At 30.8% G+C, this 15,570-nt stretch carries 15 protein-coding genes; 4 read left to right on the forward strand and 11 right to left on the reverse strand.

What is annotated here, in order from left to right; genetic code table 11:
- Positions 1-16: 16 nt before the first annotated feature.
- The 8 genes from sufD to RSC72_RS09445 form a co-directional block, all read right to left on the reverse strand.
- Entirely contained in the window at positions 17-1,336 is a 1,320-nt protein-coding gene (gene sufD, locus RSC72_RS09410) for a Fe-S cluster assembly protein SufD (protein ID WP_332546786.1), read from the reverse strand.
- Positions 1,337-1,457: 121 nt separating this feature from the next.
- Positions 1,458-2,213 carry a Fe-S cluster assembly ATPase SufC gene (gene sufC / locus RSC72_RS09415; RefSeq protein WP_332546785.1) on the reverse strand — a complete coding sequence of 252 codons (756 nt, stop codon included), beginning with the start codon at positions 2,211-2,213 and terminating at the stop codon, positions 1,458-1,460.
- Between the two features lie 39 nt (positions 2,214-2,252).
- A complete protein-coding gene (locus RSC72_RS09420) occupies positions 2,253-2,597 on the reverse strand; it encodes a four helix bundle protein (RefSeq protein ID WP_332546783.1) in 345 nt (114 codons plus the stop codon).
- A 34-nt stretch (positions 2,598-2,631) separates the two neighbouring features.
- A complete protein-coding gene (sufB, locus tag RSC72_RS09425) occupies positions 2,632-4,089 on the reverse strand; it encodes a Fe-S cluster assembly protein SufB (protein WP_332546782.1) in 1,458 nt (485 codons plus the stop codon).
- A gap of 4 nt (positions 4,090-4,093) precedes the next feature.
- Complete coding sequence (locus RSC72_RS09430; protein WP_332566139.1) at positions 4,094-4,948, reverse strand: hypothetical protein; 855 nt, start codon at positions 4,946-4,948, stop codon at positions 4,094-4,096.
- Positions 4,949-4,952: 4 nt separating this feature from the next.
- A complete protein-coding gene (locus tag RSC72_RS09435) occupies positions 4,953-5,282 on the reverse strand; it encodes a HesB/IscA family protein (protein ID WP_332566140.1) in 330 nt (109 codons plus the stop codon).
- Between the two features lie 106 nt (positions 5,283-5,388).
- Positions 5,389-6,360, reverse strand: coding sequence for a tryptophan--tRNA ligase (gene trpS, locus RSC72_RS09440; protein WP_332566141.1), 972 nt, complete (start codon positions 6,358-6,360; stop codon positions 5,389-5,391).
- 111 nt (positions 6,361-6,471) lie between these two features.
- A complete protein-coding gene (locus tag RSC72_RS09445) occupies positions 6,472-7,128 on the reverse strand; it encodes a hypothetical protein (RefSeq protein WP_332566142.1) in 657 nt (218 codons plus the stop codon).
- A 120-nt stretch (positions 7,129-7,248) separates the two neighbouring features.
- Here RSC72_RS09445 and RSC72_RS09450 point away from each other — a divergent pair, with 120 nt between their 5' ends.
- The 3 genes from RSC72_RS09450 to RSC72_RS09460 all read left to right on the forward strand — a co-directional run bounded on the left by RSC72_RS09450 (position 7,249) and on the right by RSC72_RS09460 (position 9,535).
- Positions 7,249-8,199, forward strand: a complete 951-nt coding sequence (locus RSC72_RS09450) for an energy transducer TonB (protein ID WP_332546531.1) — start codon at positions 7,249-7,251, stop codon at positions 8,197-8,199.
- A gap of 207 nt (positions 8,200-8,406) precedes the next feature.
- Positions 8,407-8,601, forward strand: coding sequence for a C4-dicarboxylate ABC transporter (locus RSC72_RS09455; RefSeq protein WP_332546529.1), 195 nt, complete (start codon positions 8,407-8,409; stop codon positions 8,599-8,601).
- Positions 8,585-9,535: a PstS family phosphate ABC transporter substrate-binding protein gene (locus RSC72_RS09460; RefSeq protein ID WP_332546527.1), complete on the forward strand. Its 951-nt coding sequence runs from the start codon at positions 8,585-8,587 to the stop codon at positions 9,533-9,535. Before RSC72_RS09455 ends, RSC72_RS09460 begins: the two co-directional genes overlap by 17 nt.
- 58 nt (positions 9,536-9,593) lie before the next feature.
- Here the strand turns inward: RSC72_RS09460 and RSC72_RS09465 are convergent, their stop codons facing one another.
- The 3 genes from RSC72_RS09465 to RSC72_RS09475 are packed head-to-tail and all read right to left on the reverse strand — an operon-like array spanning position 9,594 to position 14,127.
- A complete protein-coding gene (locus tag RSC72_RS09465) occupies positions 9,594-10,016 on the reverse strand; it encodes a hypothetical protein (protein ID WP_332546525.1) in 423 nt (140 codons plus the stop codon).
- A gap of 26 nt (positions 10,017-10,042) precedes the next feature.
- A complete protein-coding gene (locus RSC72_RS09470; RefSeq protein WP_332546524.1) occupies positions 10,043-11,002 on the reverse strand; it encodes a PorP/SprF family type IX secretion system membrane protein in 960 nt (319 codons plus the stop codon).
- Between the two features lie 17 nt (positions 11,003-11,019).
- Positions 11,020-14,127, reverse strand: coding sequence for a T9SS type B sorting domain-containing protein (locus RSC72_RS09475; protein ID WP_332546523.1), 3,108 nt, complete (start codon positions 14,125-14,127; stop codon positions 11,020-11,022).
- 116 nt (positions 14,128-14,243) lie between these two features.
- Between RSC72_RS09475 and RSC72_RS09480 the strand changes: the two genes are divergently transcribed.
- A partial coding sequence (locus RSC72_RS09480; RefSeq protein ID WP_332578482.1) for a peptide chain release factor 3 occupies positions 14,244-15,570 on the forward strand: 1,327 nt, incomplete at its 3' end.

Here is a 15,570-nt window from a genome sequence, read left to right on the forward strand (position 1 = left end):
ACTTTTGTACATTCAATTATAATTCAAAATCTAAGCTAACACCTAATTTTTTTGCTATTATGGCGTTTACTTGATTTGATATTTGTGGAATTTTTACATGACGTAAGGCATCCGAAGCAAAAGCATACAATAACATTGCACGAGCTTCTTTTTGTGGAATACCACGTTGTTGCATATAGAACAAAGAATCTTCTCCTAATTGACCAACAGTACAACCATGAGAACATTTTACATCGTCTGCAAAAATTTCTAATTGAGGTTTTGTGTCAATTGATGCTCCGTCTGATAATAAAACATTATTATTTTGTTGGAAGGCGTTCAATTTCTGTGCCTCTTTGTGTACATAAATTTTACCATTAAAAACACCATGTGCTTTGTCATCGTAAATACCTTTGTACAATTCGTGCGATTCACAATTTGGGAAAATATGTTCTACAAATGTGTGATGATCTACATGTTGTTTACCATCAATCACTGTAATACCATCCATTACCGAATTACAATTTTCTCCGTTTTGAAAGAAATTTAAATTGTTACGAACAATTTTTCCTCCAAAAGAAAATGTAAATACATTGGCACGAGAATCTCTTTCTTGATTAATATATGTATTATCAATTAACGAAACTTCATTAGAGTCATTTTGGAATTTATACCAGTGTATTTCGGCATTTTTACCAACATTAACTTCTGAAACAACATTTGTTAAATTTGCTTTTTCATCTAAAGTTTGATGTCTTTCGATAATTTGAACTTGTGCATTATCACCTACTACAACCAAATTACGTGGTTGATACATAACTTCTTGAGATGCGCCAGTCGAAAAATATACAATCTGAATTGGTCTAGAAAGAATAACATTATTTGGAATATAAATAAACGCTCCGTCTTTTGCAAAAGCAGTGTTTAAAGAAACCAAACTATCATCGTTCTTCGCAATTTTACCGTAATAATTTTCGATTACAGCTTGATGAACTGTCTTGTGCATTGCACTAGAAAGTATGCAAATATCAGCTTCATCATGTGTTGTGTTTGACAAAAAAGAAGAATATTTTCCGTTTACGAATACAATTAAATAAGAATCGATATCGTGAACCAAATATTTTTTGATGTCTTTATATTCTACTGCAACTTCGTCTTCTGGGAACAATTTATAGTCCACTTTAAGCAAAGGTGCAAGATTTGTATATTTCCATTCTTCGTCTTTACGTGTCGGAAAACCTTTTTGATTAAAAATTTCGATGGCTTCTTGACGTAAACCTTCTACACCTTTATTCACTTTGTTTTTTTCGTTGAACACTAAATGACGAGAAACTAAATTTTCTTTTAAATCAATCATCTATATAAGATTTTAGACTTCAGATTTTAGATTTTAGACTTCAGATTTTAGATTATGGATTCAAAAATATTTTTACACCAATTTCTAACTTCTAATTTCTACTATCTAACTTCTAAAATAATTAAATTCCTGCTTCTTCTTTTACCCAATCGTAACCTTTCGCTTCTAACTCTAAAGCCAATTCTTTACCACCAGATTTGATGATTTTTCCGTCAGCTAAAACGTGTACAAAATCAGGAACAATATAATCTAACAAACGTTGGTAATGCGTAATTAACAATACACCATTATTTTCGTTTTTAAATTCATTAACACCGTCTGCAACAATACGTAAAGCGTCAATATCTAAACCAGAATCAGTTTCATCTAAGATGGCTAATTTTGGATTTAACATTAACATCTGAAAAATTTCGTTACGCTTTTTCTCTCCTCCAGAAAAACCTTCGTTAAGAGAACGAGATAAGAAATCTTTTTTGATTCCTAATAACTCTGCTTTCGCGCGAATTTCTTTCAACATTTCCGAAGCTCCCATTTCTGGTAAACCTTGTGCTTTACGCGTTTCGTTGATAGAAGTTTTGATAAAGTTTGTTACAGAAACTCCAGGAATTTCAATAGGGTATTGAAATGACATGAAAATTCCTTTTTGTGCTCTTTCTTCTGGTGCTAATTCTAAGATTGATTCATCTAAAAATTCGATATCACCATCTGTTACTTCGTATTCATCTTTACCTGTAATTACATTAGATAAAGTTGATTTTCCCGCACCATTAGGTCCCATAATTGCATGAACCTCACCTGGATTGATTTGTAAATTTAATCCTTTTAAAATTTCGCGCTCTTCAATACGAGCGTGTAAGTCTTTTATATTTAATAACATAATCTAATTTGATAATTAGTAAATGTGATAATTAGATAATTATCTTGATTTTGATGTACTTATAATTTTGTTCACAATTTTTAAAATATTAACCAATTTCTCAGTTAAATATTCTGTATTTGGATATTTTTTTGATAATTGACACAATTCTAACCAATACATAGTTTCGTCAATTTCTTTTGCTGCAATTTTAAATTTGTGAACAAAATCATTCAAACTTTCAGCATTTTGAGCTTCTCTTATATTTGCTCCAATAGAAGTTCCTGATTTTAATAATTGATTTGCGATTACAAACCTTTTATTTTCTTCAAGAATTTCACAGTATTCAATGATTAATAATGAAAATTCTAAAGTTAATTTTAAAATGATATTTTCTTTTTCCATCATTAACTCATTTTCGAATTTTCAAATTAAATCATTATCCTACAGAACCTTCTAATGAGATTTCTAATAATTTTTTTGCTTCAACTGCAAATTCCATTGGTAATTTATCTAATACTTCGCGGCTAAAACCGTTTACAATTAATGCAATTGCTTTTTCTGTATCGATACCACGTTGATTACAATAGAACAATTGGTCTTCACCAATTTTAGAAGTTGTTGCTTCGTGTTCTAATTGTGCAGATTTATTCTCTATCTCGATGTATGGAAAAGTATGCGCACCACATTCGTTACCCATTAATAATGAATCACATTGAGAGAAGTTACGCGCTCCGTCTGCATTTTTCATTACTTTAACTAATCCACGATAAGAGTTTTGAGATTTACCAGCAGAAATTCCTTTCGAAATAATAGTCGATTTAGAATTTTTACCAATATGAATCATTTTTGTTCCTGTATCCGCTTGTTGATGATTATTTGTAACTGCAATAGAATAAAATTCTCCTATAGAATTATCTCCTTTTAAGATACAAGATGGATATTTCCACGTAACAGCAGAACCTGTCTCAACTTGTGTCCACGATACTTTTGCATTTTTCTCGCAAACTGCACGTTTCGTAACAAAATTAAAAACACCTCCTACTCCTTCTTCATTTCCTGGATACCAGTTCTGAACGGTAGAATATTTAATCTCTGCATCGTCCATAATAATTAACTCAACAACCGCTGCGTGTAATTGATTTTCATCACGCATTGGAGCCGTACAACCTTCTAAATACGAAACATAAGAACCTTCGTCTGCAACTAATAAAGTACGCTCGAATTGTCCTGTTCCTGCAGAGTTGATACGGAAATATGTTGATAATTCCATTGGACAACGAACGCCTTTTGGAATATAACAGAAAGATCCGTCCGAGAAAACTGCAGAGTTTAATGCTGCATAAAAGTTATCTGTTGGTGGAACTACTTTACCAATATATTTTTTTACTAATTCTGGATGTTCTTTGATAGCCTCAGAAATTGACATAAAAATAATTCCTTTCTCTAACAAAGTTTCACGGAACGTTGTTTTTACTGAAACCGAATCAAAAACGACATCAATAGCAACTCCAGACAAACGTTTTTGTTCGTCTAATGAAATTCCTAATTTCTCGAAAGTTTTTAATAATTCTGGATCAACCTCATCTAAACTCGCTAACTCTTTCTTAACCTTTGGAGCGGCATAATAAGTAATCGCGTTAAAATCTGGTTTTTCGTATTTTACATTAGCCCATTCTGGTTCTTCCATTTTAAGCCATGCACGATACGCTTCCAAACGCCATTCTGTCATCCATTCTGGCTCTTCTTTTTTGGCTGAAATAGCACGTACGATATCTTCATTCAATCCAACTGGGAATTCTTCATACTCCATTTCAGTCGTCCAACCAAACTCATATTGCTTTTGGCTAGCAAGATCTTCACGTAGATCGTCTTCTGTATATTTTGTGTTACTCATCTTATTATTTATAAAATGTATAGGTAAAATTATAATTAAGTGGTTGTTGTTTATCCCCTTTATTACCTAAAAATTTGAATTCTTTGATACGTTGATTTTGGTCTAAAATAACTTCAAATTGAGGTTGATTTCTCATCGTAATCACGTATTTATTTTGAGAAACTAATTTAATTTCGGACCAAGATCCTTCTACTAAATTAATTTTTTCTGTTCGTGGCTCAACATCTGGTGTATATTCTTTAATTTTGAATGGTACACTAAAAGTTGAACTACTGAAACATATTTTATTAATGTCTTTTCCTAAAGATTTTGTAATTCTACAATCATGCATTAAACGATCTTCGAAACCTACTTTTTGATCTAAATAGGTTTTCTTTAGCATTACATCACCTTCTAACCAAACCATATCAAAAAGCTTATTTGCATTTTTGACATACATGATATCTTGGTTATAAAAAAACTGATTTACTTTTGATTCACTTCCTTTTCTTTCTATTTTTTCTATTTCTATAACACCATCTTTGTACGTATAATTTACATTGAAAGGCGTTCCTACTTCGTCTGTAATTTCAAAATAAAGGATATGATCATTTGCATCATAATTTGCTTTGTAAGCAACTTTTTTATTTGATGCATTTGTAATTGTAATTGTTTTTACTTTTGATTCGTTTAAGTCTAATGCTTTTATCAAAGATTTGACTCCAAACAAACCAAAAAACATATTTTCTGAATACGCTTTATTAATTTTTATAGAATTTGATGTTGGTTGAAAAACCATCAATTCTTTTTCTACAATTGTGTTTTGTCCAAAAGCTACAAATCCACAAAAAAAGGCGATTAATAAAGTTATTTTACTCATCAAATTACATTGAAAAACTTTCACCACAACCACATGTTCTTGTTGCGTTTGGGTTATTAAAAACGAATCCTTTTCCGTTTAATCCTCCCGAATATTCAAGTGTCATACCAACTAAGTATAAAAATGATTTTTTATCAACGATTACTTTTACACCGTTGTCTTCAAACATTTTATCTTCTGGTTTTTGTTCTTTATCAAACTCTAAATTATAATTTAAGCCAGAACATCCTCCACTTGTAACTCCTACTCTAACATAAGATTCTTCGATTGATGAACCGTCTTCTTGCATTAGTGAGTTTATTTTTATTTTTGCTGTTTCTGAAATTTTAATCATTTGAATTAAATTTTATTAGTACAAAGGTACCTATTTAAAACGAGATTAAATAAAGCTCCATATAAATATTAATAATAGCTCAACTATTTATATTTATAATATTTTATTATTTCAAGCCTAATTTAGTTCGTGTACGTTTCAAAACTTTTTGTGCAACAACACGCGCTTTTAAAGCTCCATTTTCTAAAAATGCTTCTAAAGTTGCTTTATCATTCATCAACTCATCAAAACGAATACGTGCATCGGCATATTTTTCTAAAATAACTTCGTACAACGCTTGTTTTGCATGTCCGTAACCGTAACCACCATTCAAATAATTTTGACGCATTTCTTCTACTTGTTCTGGTGTAGCTAGTAATTTATATAATGCAAAAACATTGTCTGTATCTGGATTTTTAGGATCTTCTAACGGTGTAGAATCTGTTTCGATAGACATTACTTGCTTACGCAATTGTTTCTCTGGCAAGAAAATATTGATGAAATTGTTTCTTGATTTTGACATTTTTTGACCATCTGTTCCTGGAACAATCATTACTTCTTCACTAATATTGGCATTAGGTAATACAAAATTTTCGCCCATTTGGTGATTGAAACGAGAAGCCACATCACGTGTAATCTCTAAATGTTGCAATTGATCTTTTCCTACAGGAACAACATCTGCGTCGTACAATAATATATCCGCCGCCATCAAAATTGGATAAGTAAATAACCCCGCATTTACATCTGCCAAATAATCTGCTTTATCCTTGAAAGAATGTGCTAATGTAAGACGCTGAAAAGGAAAAAAGTTTAACAAATACCACATTAATTCTGTCGTTTCAGTAACATCAGATTGACGATAAAAAACCACTTTTGATGGATCTAAACCTAATGCAAGCCATGTTGCAGCTGTTTCGTACGTATTTTGTTTTAAAACCTCAGCATCTTTAATTTGAGTTAAAGAATGTAAATCCGCAATAAAAATAAATGAGTCATTTCCTTCAATTTCAGTTAAATCAATAGCTGGTGAAATTGCTCCTAAAATATTTCCTAAGTGCGGAGTTCCAGTTGCTTGAACTCCTGTAAGTATTCTTGGCATTTTGTTTAAAATTTAAGTGTACAAAGATAAACTTTAAACACGAAATGCACTAAATGTAAAGTGAAGTTTGTTGAATTAAATCTAAGAAGCAAATAAAAATCATATTTAGAGTTAAAACATCTTTCCTATTTGTTTGAATGGCCAAGCAATTGTTCTTCCTATATTTCCTGTAATTCTATTTCGTTTATAATGTTTAGTAATAACTTCACCTAAAAGAACATCACCTGTTTCAGTTTTTATATTCTGACATACAGAAGGATTTGTGAAAGTAAACTCTTTAACTCCATAGTTATCATATTCTAAAGTATAAGAATCTTGATTAATCGGGACCTTTATTTTAAACTCACCATTTTCATTTGTATATACAATATTTTTCGAGTTTTTAAGATTTACTGGAATATCATGTTCAGGAAAACCATTATCATCATTAATAATTCCTTGTACAACTATCGAATCATTTTCGGTTTGTGCTTTTGCAATTGTCGCAAAGCTTAAAAATCCAGCTAATGAAGAAAGTTTTACCCATTTTTTGGATTGATTTACTACAGAATGTGACGTTTCATAAGAATTAAATTGCTCTAAATTTCTTGTTTTAATTTTCACACAAACCGTAGGATTCTTGTTCAAGAATGTTTTTAATTCTTTGAATGAATAATTATCCAAATCGTGCACACATTTTGAACACAGCTCACAAAACTTTTGTTGAGTTGCTACATCCTGCATTTCTGCCCAATTCTGTTTGCATTTTTCTTCAATTTTAAGTTGCATAAAAACTGATATTTCAATAAAGTTAAACTTTTTTTGAAAAATTTTCAAACCTCAACCAACCTTTTTGCAAAATCAAACATCTATAAAGAAAAAGAGTATTAACCTTAAATATAAATTGACATGAAAAACAAAGCATTTTTAGACATTCTTTTCGAAAATCGAAACAAAGAATACGGCGCATATCAGTTAAGACAAATTGCTGATTACGATTTGATGAAATCTCTTTTTGTAGGAATTGGTATTGTTGCATTAATTACCGGTGGAACTATCTATGCAAATAATAGAACAATAAATGCAGAAACAATTACTGGAGAACACAAAGTAATAGTTGACGTTATTGATGTAACTCCTCCTGTAGAAAAGAAAAAAGAAATTGTTGTTCCTCCAAAAGAAGAACCCCCGATGGAGAAAAAAGTGATACAATTAGATACTGATCAAGCAAAGCATATTATTCCGACACCAACTGTGGATCCTAAAAAAGAGGAAACTGTAAAAAACGTGAAAGAACTTGAGAAAGTTGATTTAGGAACTTTTGAAAGAGATGGAGATCCTTCTAATGGTCAAACTGGTGGTGGTGAAGTAAGCGATACTGGAGAAAAAACTGGTGGACAAAACACAAAAGCTCCAGAAGGACCTAAAGAATTTGTAAAACCTGTTGTTAATCCTAATGCAACAATCAATGCGAAACAAGCATCTGTAATGGCAATTTATCCTGGCTGTGAAAGCGAAAGCAAAAAAGGAAATAGTGCTTTAACAAAATGTATGAGTGACAAAATATCGAAAGAATTAGGTTACGAATTGAATGATTTTGCGGAAACTGCTTCTCGAAATAACATTAATTCTGCGACTGCAAAAATGCAATTCGTGATTAGTAAAAATGGAGAAATTTCACAAGTAAAACCATTGAATGGAAGTAATCAAGATTTAGGAAAAGAAGCAAAATCTGCTTTAGAACGAATCAATAAACAAATCTTGAGAAAAGGTAAAAAAATTACACCTGCAAAAGCACAAGATGGCTCTGATGCTAATTTGCTTTTCTCGATACCGGTAAAATTTCAGACAGCTGAATAAATAAATCACTTTTCTTTCTGAAACCATTGCATTCAAAAATTCTTTGTGTGCGATGGTTTCTTTGTGAAAAAAAAATAATTATTGGAGAAATCATTTTTCAAATCATCAAAAAATGAAGAATTCTTACCATAAAAAATCAAAAACAACACATAAATTTTAATTTTTAGCATCGCTTCAATCAATAAAATTGTAACTTCGTCGCGAATTATGAATAAGAGTATTGCATACGGATTGATTGGTTTCGGTTATTTTTTAATCGGAATTTTTACCTGGATATTTAAGTTTTTTATCATCAAATTAGACGATACAAAAGCTATGTTATTGGGAATTTTATTTATTGTTTACGGCGCATTTCGTGTTTTTCGTGCTATAAAAGCTTATAAAAATGATCAAAAAAATTAGTTTAATTGCTTTTGCAAGTTTAATTGCTTTTTCGTCTGTAAATTGTAAAGACAAAGAAGCAAAAACAGAATTGGAAAAACAAGCTGACAAAACAGCTGTGAAACGTGCTTTGCACGAATATGGAAAATTAACAATAACGGTTGATCCAAGTTTCAAGAATTTGGCACAAGCGTTTGCAGACATGTATATGGTTGATTATCCTGACGTGAAAATTACGGTAAACGAAGAAATAGAAGAAAAAGCAATAAAGGATTTTTATGAAGGTAAAATTCCACTATTGATGGTAAGTAAACCTCTTACAAAGGCACAACAACAACATTTATTTGAAAAAACAACAACTAAATATATTTCGTCTGTAATTGCGTTAGACGCGACGGTTTTCATTACTTCTATAGATAATCCGGCGACTTCTGTAAGCATAAAAGATATAAAAGCGAATTTGTATCAACCAAATCCGAAGATAAATTTTGTGTACGATCATCCCAATTCTGCAAATTACAATACGGTAAATGAACGACTGAAATTAACTGTTGCAAAAGATCAAAAAGTAACTGCAATGGGAGATGCTGAAAAGGTTATCGACTATGTGCAAAAAGATAAAAACGCAATCGGAATTATTGGATTGAATGTTTTGAGTGATAAAGGAAATCCAAAAATTGAGGAATATCTGAAACATGTCAAAATTTTGAATGTTGTAGATGATAAAGGAAAAGAGACTGCGCCTACTATTCCGAATATGAGAAATGGTATTTATCCTTTTTACCGCTTAATTTATATTTTGAAAAATGAAGTAGGTTTCGGAATTGGAGCTGGTTTTTCGAGATTTGCAGGTTCGCAGCGAGGACAAAAAATTGTAACGCGCGAAAGTCTACAACCTTATTTTATTTTTAAAAGAGATGTACAAATTAATAATTTACAACAACCCATACAATAACAACAAAACCTTCCAAATTGGAAGGTTTTATTGTTTAATCTATATAAAATAATATTTTTTATAATAAAATTTGATTTATATGATGTTTTAAATGTTTTACATAATCAACGATTAAAAATTCTAAACTTACATTATTACAATTTCTATCTATTACTTTTTTATCAACAACTTGTTGAAATAAAAACAAAATTTGTGTATTTAAAGAAACCCATAGATTAATCAGTTGAACTATATCTGAATTATTATAATTTGCATATTTAACATAGTTATTTTGATTATAAAATAATTGTGGATTATCTTCAAATTGAGCTTTAATAATTCTTAAATAATTTATTATAGCACTATCAATTAAGTGTCCCAAAATTTCATTTTCACTCCATTTATTTTCAAGTTTTAGAGTAAATCGATTATTATTAATTTCTGAAATTTGTTTAGGAAAAATGTTAATTATATTTTCAAATTCAACAATTACATCGTTCATTATTACTTTATTTTCTTCATATAAAATTACTCAAAACGTTCTCCCCACGGATTTTGAAGATCAAAACCTAAGCTAAATAACATTCCGTTTTTGCGTCCATCAACTTGATAATCTGACAAACCAATATCATACGAAATTCCAGCTTTTAAAGCGCCAACTTTAAATTTCAAAATTGGAGAAATAAACAACGGATTACTGTTCTTAGAATCCATTCCTTGCTTGTATCCTACTCCAATTCCTACACCTTGTCCATTATCGCCAAAACCAATATGCGACATCAAATTGATATCCAAATGACGCTCTGAACTCGAATTCATATTATACACCAAAGATGGCTCTAACTGAATTCCTTCGGCAACAGCCCATTTGTATCCAAAATTAAAATAATACCACGTTGGTAAAGGCTCTATATTGTTGACATAATATATATTTTGAGAAAGTGGAATATCCAAAACAGAAACTCCTCCAAAAAAGCCTGCATATTTGAATGACAAACCTAAATTAACAAAAAATGTAGAATATTTATCTTCTTGTAAAGCAGGATCGTTGGGATCTTCTGCTACAACTTTAGAAAAATCAAAACGTTGAGAAACATTAGACGCTCCAGCTCCAAAAGAGAAAACCGAAGGTTCATCAAAATCGTATCCTCTATCTTCTAATGAAATATGATAAGCGGCTGTTAAACCAAATCCCGTCATTTTTACAGCTCCGTTTCGGTCATTAAAAAATGATGCTCCAATTGCTAAACGATCAATAATAATTCCGTGTGCACTTACCGTTTGTGTACTTGGACTTTCAGGCAAATCGTCCCATTGATTACGGTGCGTACCTGAAATAGAAATTATATTTGGATCTTGTCCTGCGTACGAAGGATTAATCAACATTTTATCGCTTACCAAATAATGGTTATAAAATGGTAACCCTTGTTGTGCTTCTACTTTCGATAAAGAAAATAATGCAATGATTATAAGTGATAATTTTTTCATAAAAATATTTCGATCAACTAGTTGATTTTACGTTTAACTAATATACTACCAGAATACTGTACTTGTAATATATCTGATTCGCCAATCGGCTCTAAAAGATACCAATATGTTCCGTCTAGAACTGGTTTACCTAAATGCATACCGTCCCATTTTATAATATCGATTCCCTCTCTATTTAAAATTTGTTTTCCGTAACGGTCAAAAATAATCAATCTATATGAGTTTGTTGTATCATTTACTTTTCCATTTTTTGTCATTGGTTGCCAAAAATCATTTTTCCCATCATTATTTGGTGAAATAAAACTTGGCAATGCTAAATAAGTAATATTAGTAAAAGTTGAAATTCCACAATTATTCAATCTTACTTTTACCGTAAAATTATTGTTGATTATATTATCTGGAATAATTAATTCGTTATTTGTTTGCCAATTCACGACGATATTTCCTCTATCATCAAACAACGCATATTCTAATTTACCCGACCCTTTTGCAGTAACCACAATACTTTTTTCGGTAACTGTAATTTTCTCAAGAGTTGGTAATGGAGAACTTTCTACAACTAAGGTTTTAACGACAGAACATCCAGTCAATTTATCTTCTATCGTAATTTTATACGTTCCTATTTCAAGATTAAAATAATCAATTCCAGAAATTTTTTCGCCATCTGCCTTTTCTACAATATAATTATAATTTGCATAATTAGTTTGTGTTGTAAAGTCAAGTTCAAATAATGTATCTGTACAAATAGAACCTTTTGCTGGAACAGTAATCGTTGGTAAACCATTTTTCTGATAAAAGAATTTGATAGTAACCGTTCCACAATAATTTGGATCTTCAAAAACAACCTCAACAAAACCATCATTAGAATTGAACATTCCAAAAATTTGATCAACCGTAGATTTTGCAACTAAAGTTGGATATTTTAATTTGATATAATCTAAATTATTCTGAATTTGAGTTTTTGCCGCTTGCGTATTGTCTTCGCAATAGACAATTTTATGTGTTAAATTATTGCTTTCGATATCTGCTCGATCAACTATTAAATCAGGCTTTTTATTGATGACGATAATTTTTTCAACAGAACAATTATTGTCCATTTTATTCTTAAAAATAACTTTTATTTCAGTTTTCCCACTTGCATCAAAAGTTAATGGAGTTGAATTACTATGCAAAATTTGATAATCGTAATTTGTAATTGAAGTCGCTCCAAATAAATCACTTAAAACTTGTGAATTAATTGTAATCAAATTATTACAATCAGCTTTCAGCTCTTTCGAAGCATTTGGAACATTTGGTTTTGTAATGACTTGCAACGTTAATTGCATTTCATCAGACCAACACGATTCTCCTGTTTTTTGAACTCTGAATCTAATTGTTTTGAATTGATTATCACCAAGTGTTTCATTTGAAATCCCTTGAAATGCAGCAACTGAAGTTCCTAAAACTGTTTTTAAATGATTTTCAATTTCTGAAACTGTAAAAGTATGACCTGCTCCTACTTCAACACATGTAGACTTTAGAGTTGGAATATTATCAACTTTCACAAAAGTTGATTTATCTAAATTAAACGTTAAGTCAACTTCTGTATCACAAATTGTGTTTCCATTATCAACAGCTAAAGCTTTTACGATAATTTTTCCGTTAACTGTTGTTTTAATATAAGTGTATAAATCTGTGATTGGCGTTAAACCATCAGCTTGAAAATATTTTAATTTATACGAATTACCGTTCTGAATTGTATTAATTGCATTATCTACATGAGTTTGCGTAAAATCATCTAAACATATAGTAGAAATTGTTGTAGGAATAATATTGGCTGGAGAAGTTTTGGTAACAACAAAATCGATTTCATTACTTTCGCAACCAGCAGTTTTTGATTTCACTTTTACTTTATATGTTAAAGTTGATGTAATAGGAGTCGAAGTTCCGTCAGTAATTGGAGAACCGCTTAGTGTAACAATTAAATCATAATCATTTTTAGAAAAACCTATTTTCGTAAAAATCTGATCAAAATTTATTTTATAATTTGAATCGCATGTAACATCTGAAATATTTCCTGCTAAAACTGGTGTTCCTTGTTTTACTTGAATCGTCTTTTCTACCGAATCTACAGGACACGTTCCGTTATAAGAAACAATAATTTTGAGATCTGTAATACCTCCAGCTGTTAAATTAATTGTAGAATTTTCTACAAAAGCAGTTCCATTTACTGTTTTTATTTTATAATTAGAAAGATTAGTTCCCGATGGAAAAAGTAAATTTAGAAGTGTATTTTCTTTCAATGTATAATTCAATGTACACTCAAAAACTTGATTAATTGTAGCATTAAAATTAAATACATGCTCTGGAATAAATTTTAATGGAATATCGTAAATGTATTTTAAACTACCCGAAGCATCACGTACTTGCGCATAAATTGTTGTATCCGAATTAAAAGATGTTCCTGCAGGAATCTCAGAACTAAATGTTCCATCTGTATACAATTTGATATCTGATAAACTAGAATCTGTTTTTATCGCATCAACAACCTGCTGATAAGTATAAGATTGTCCCGAACATAAATTATTAAAAGTAGTTATCGTTCTTTCTTCTGCTACATTTACTTTAATATCAAATAAATCTGTAGAATTTAGACCATAAACAGCAATTACAATTGTTTCATTTTTCTTTAATAATTCCGTTCCGTTAAAAGAATTCACATATCCATTTCCAGCCTCATACTCACAGTTTCCAATCTCACCATCTTTCATTCCTTTTGTTAGTATAGATTTATTGTAAACAGATCGATTTCCAGGAATCGTTCCCCCTCTATCAAAAATAGCAGTTGGTTGCTTATCAGCAGAAAGTTTCCAAACAATAAAATTAAAATCTGGTTTTGTTGCAATCAAATCAAATGCAAAAGTCATATCAAACCCTGCTTTGAAAGAATAATATTTATATACATCTGAAAATTGAAAATTACAACCTAGCCCTATTGGTGTTGTTGCTCCAAATACCTGAGTATGTGTTTCTAATTTCTCTCCATTAAATGTAAAACCTCCTGCTAATGGATGTATTGTAGGATAAGTCTGTCCAAAAACAGTCAAATTCATCATCAACAAAAACAAGTAAAATATCTTTTTCATAGGTCGTTCTTCATCTATTTTATAATAACGCAATTTAGTTTTAAATATTCTATTCCTGATAATGTTTCGTGTTTTCTACAGATAAGCTATCTTTGCAACCTGAAAATTTGATTAAAATGTCTTTAGTACAAGAAATAAATAAACGAAAAACCTTTGGAATTATCGCCCATCCAGATGCTGGTAAAACAACTTTAACAGAAAAGTTATTACTTTTTGGAGGTGCTATACAAGAAGCCGGAGCCGTAAAAAGTAACAAAATTAAGAAAGGAGCAACTTCCGATTTCATGGAAATTGAGCGTCAACGTGGTATCTCGGTGGCAACTTCTGTTTTAGCTTTTGAGTATAGAGGTAAAAAAATTAATATCTTAGATACGCCTGGTCACAAGGATTTCGCCGAAGATACTTTTCGTACACTGACAGCCGTAGACTCTGCAATTGTTGTAATCGACGTTGCAAAAGGAGTTGAGGAACAAACAATCAAATTGGTAGAAGTTTGTCGTATGCGCAAAATTCCGATGTTGGTTTTCATTAATAAAATGGACCGCGAAGGAAAAGATGCTTTCGATTTGATGGATGAAGTTGAACAAAAATTAGGTTTACAAGTTACACCTCTTTCTTGGCCAATTGGTATTGGAGCAACTTTCAAAGGAATTTATAACATTTGGGAGAAAAACATCAATATATTTTCGGGAGATAATAAACAAAAAATTTCTGAATCGACAGAAATTGAAGATTTAGCTAATCCAGAATTAGATGATTTAATCGGAACAACTTATGCAGATAATCTTCGTAATGAGATTGATTTGATAAATGGTGTTTATCCAGAATTTGATATGCAAGAGTATATGGACGGAAATTTACAACCTGTATTTTTTGGTTCTGCACTTAATAATTTTGGAGTTCGCGAATTGCTAAATGCTTTCGTAGATATTGCGCCAACGCCACAAGCAAAGGAAACTGATGTTAGAATTGTAGAACCTTACGAAAATAAATTTTCTGGTTTTGTATTCAAAATTCACGCGAATATGGATCCAAAACACCGTGATCGTTTAGCGTTTATCAAAATCGTTTCTGGAAAGTTTGAACGTAATACAAATTATTTTCACGTTCGTCAAGGTAAAAACATGAAGTTTGCTGCACCGAATGCATTTTTTGCAGATAAAAAAGAAGTGATTGACGAATCTTTTGCGGGTGATATTGTCGGTTTACATGATACTGGAAATTTCCGAATTGGAGATACATTAACAGAAGGCGAAAAATTCACTTTCAAGGGTATTCCAGCCTTTTCACCAGAACATTTCCGTTATATTAACAATGCTGACCCAATGAAATCTAAACAATTGGAGAAAGGTATTGATCAATTAATGGATGAAGGTGTTGCGCAGTTATTTATTTTAGAAATGAATAATCGTAAAGTTATCGGTACTGTTGGTGCATTACAAT

This window comes from Algoriella sp. (assembly GCF_036647415.1).
Classification (GTDB): Bacteria; Bacteroidota; Bacteroidia; order Flavobacteriales; family Weeksellaceae; genus Empedobacter.

Bases quoted from the DNA above. Each gene is read 5' to 3' on its own strand.
- sufD (WP_332546786.1), bottom strand. From the start codon at position 1,336: ATGATTGATTTAAAAGAAAATTTAGTTTCTCGTCATTTAGTGTTCAAC.
- sufC (WP_332546785.1), bottom strand. From the start codon at position 2,213: ATGTTATTAAATATAAAAGACTTACACGCTCGTATTGAAGAGCGCGAA.
- RSC72_RS09420 (WP_332546783.1), bottom strand. From the start codon at position 2,597: ATGGAAAAAGAAAATATCATTTTAAAATTAACTTTAGAATTTTCATTA.
- sufB (WP_332546782.1), bottom strand. From the start codon at position 4,089: ATGAGTAACACAAAATATACAGAAGACGATCTACGTGAAGATCTTGCT.
- RSC72_RS09430 (WP_332566139.1), bottom strand. From the start codon at position 4,948: ATGAGTAAAATAACTTTATTAATCGCCTTTTTTTGTGGATTTGTAGCT.
- RSC72_RS09435 (WP_332566140.1), bottom strand. From the start codon at position 5,282: ATGATTAAAATTTCAGAAACAGCAAAAATAAAAATAAACTCACTAATG.
- trpS (WP_332566141.1), bottom strand. From the start codon at position 6,360: ATGCCAAGAATACTTACAGGAGTTCAAGCAACTGGAACTCCGCACTTA.
- RSC72_RS09445 (WP_332566142.1), bottom strand. From the start codon at position 7,128: ATGCAACTTAAAATTGAAGAAAAATGCAAACAGAATTGGGCAGAAATG.
- RSC72_RS09450 (WP_332546531.1), top strand. From the start codon at position 7,249: ATGAAAAACAAAGCATTTTTAGACATTCTTTTCGAAAATCGAAACAAA.
- RSC72_RS09455 (WP_332546529.1), top strand. From the start codon at position 8,407: ATGAATAAGAGTATTGCATACGGATTGATTGGTTTCGGTTATTTTTTA.
- RSC72_RS09460 (WP_332546527.1), top strand. From the start codon at position 8,585: ATGATCAAAAAAATTAGTTTAATTGCTTTTGCAAGTTTAATTGCTTTT.
- RSC72_RS09465 (WP_332546525.1), bottom strand. From the start codon at position 10,016: ATGAACGATGTAATTGTTGAATTTGAAAATATAATTAACATTTTTCCT.
- RSC72_RS09470 (WP_332546524.1), bottom strand. From the start codon at position 11,002: ATGAAAAAATTATCACTTATAATCATTGCATTATTTTCTTTATCGAAA.
- RSC72_RS09475 (WP_332546523.1), bottom strand. From the start codon at position 14,127: ATGAAAAAGATATTTTACTTGTTTTTGTTGATGATGAATTTGACTGTT.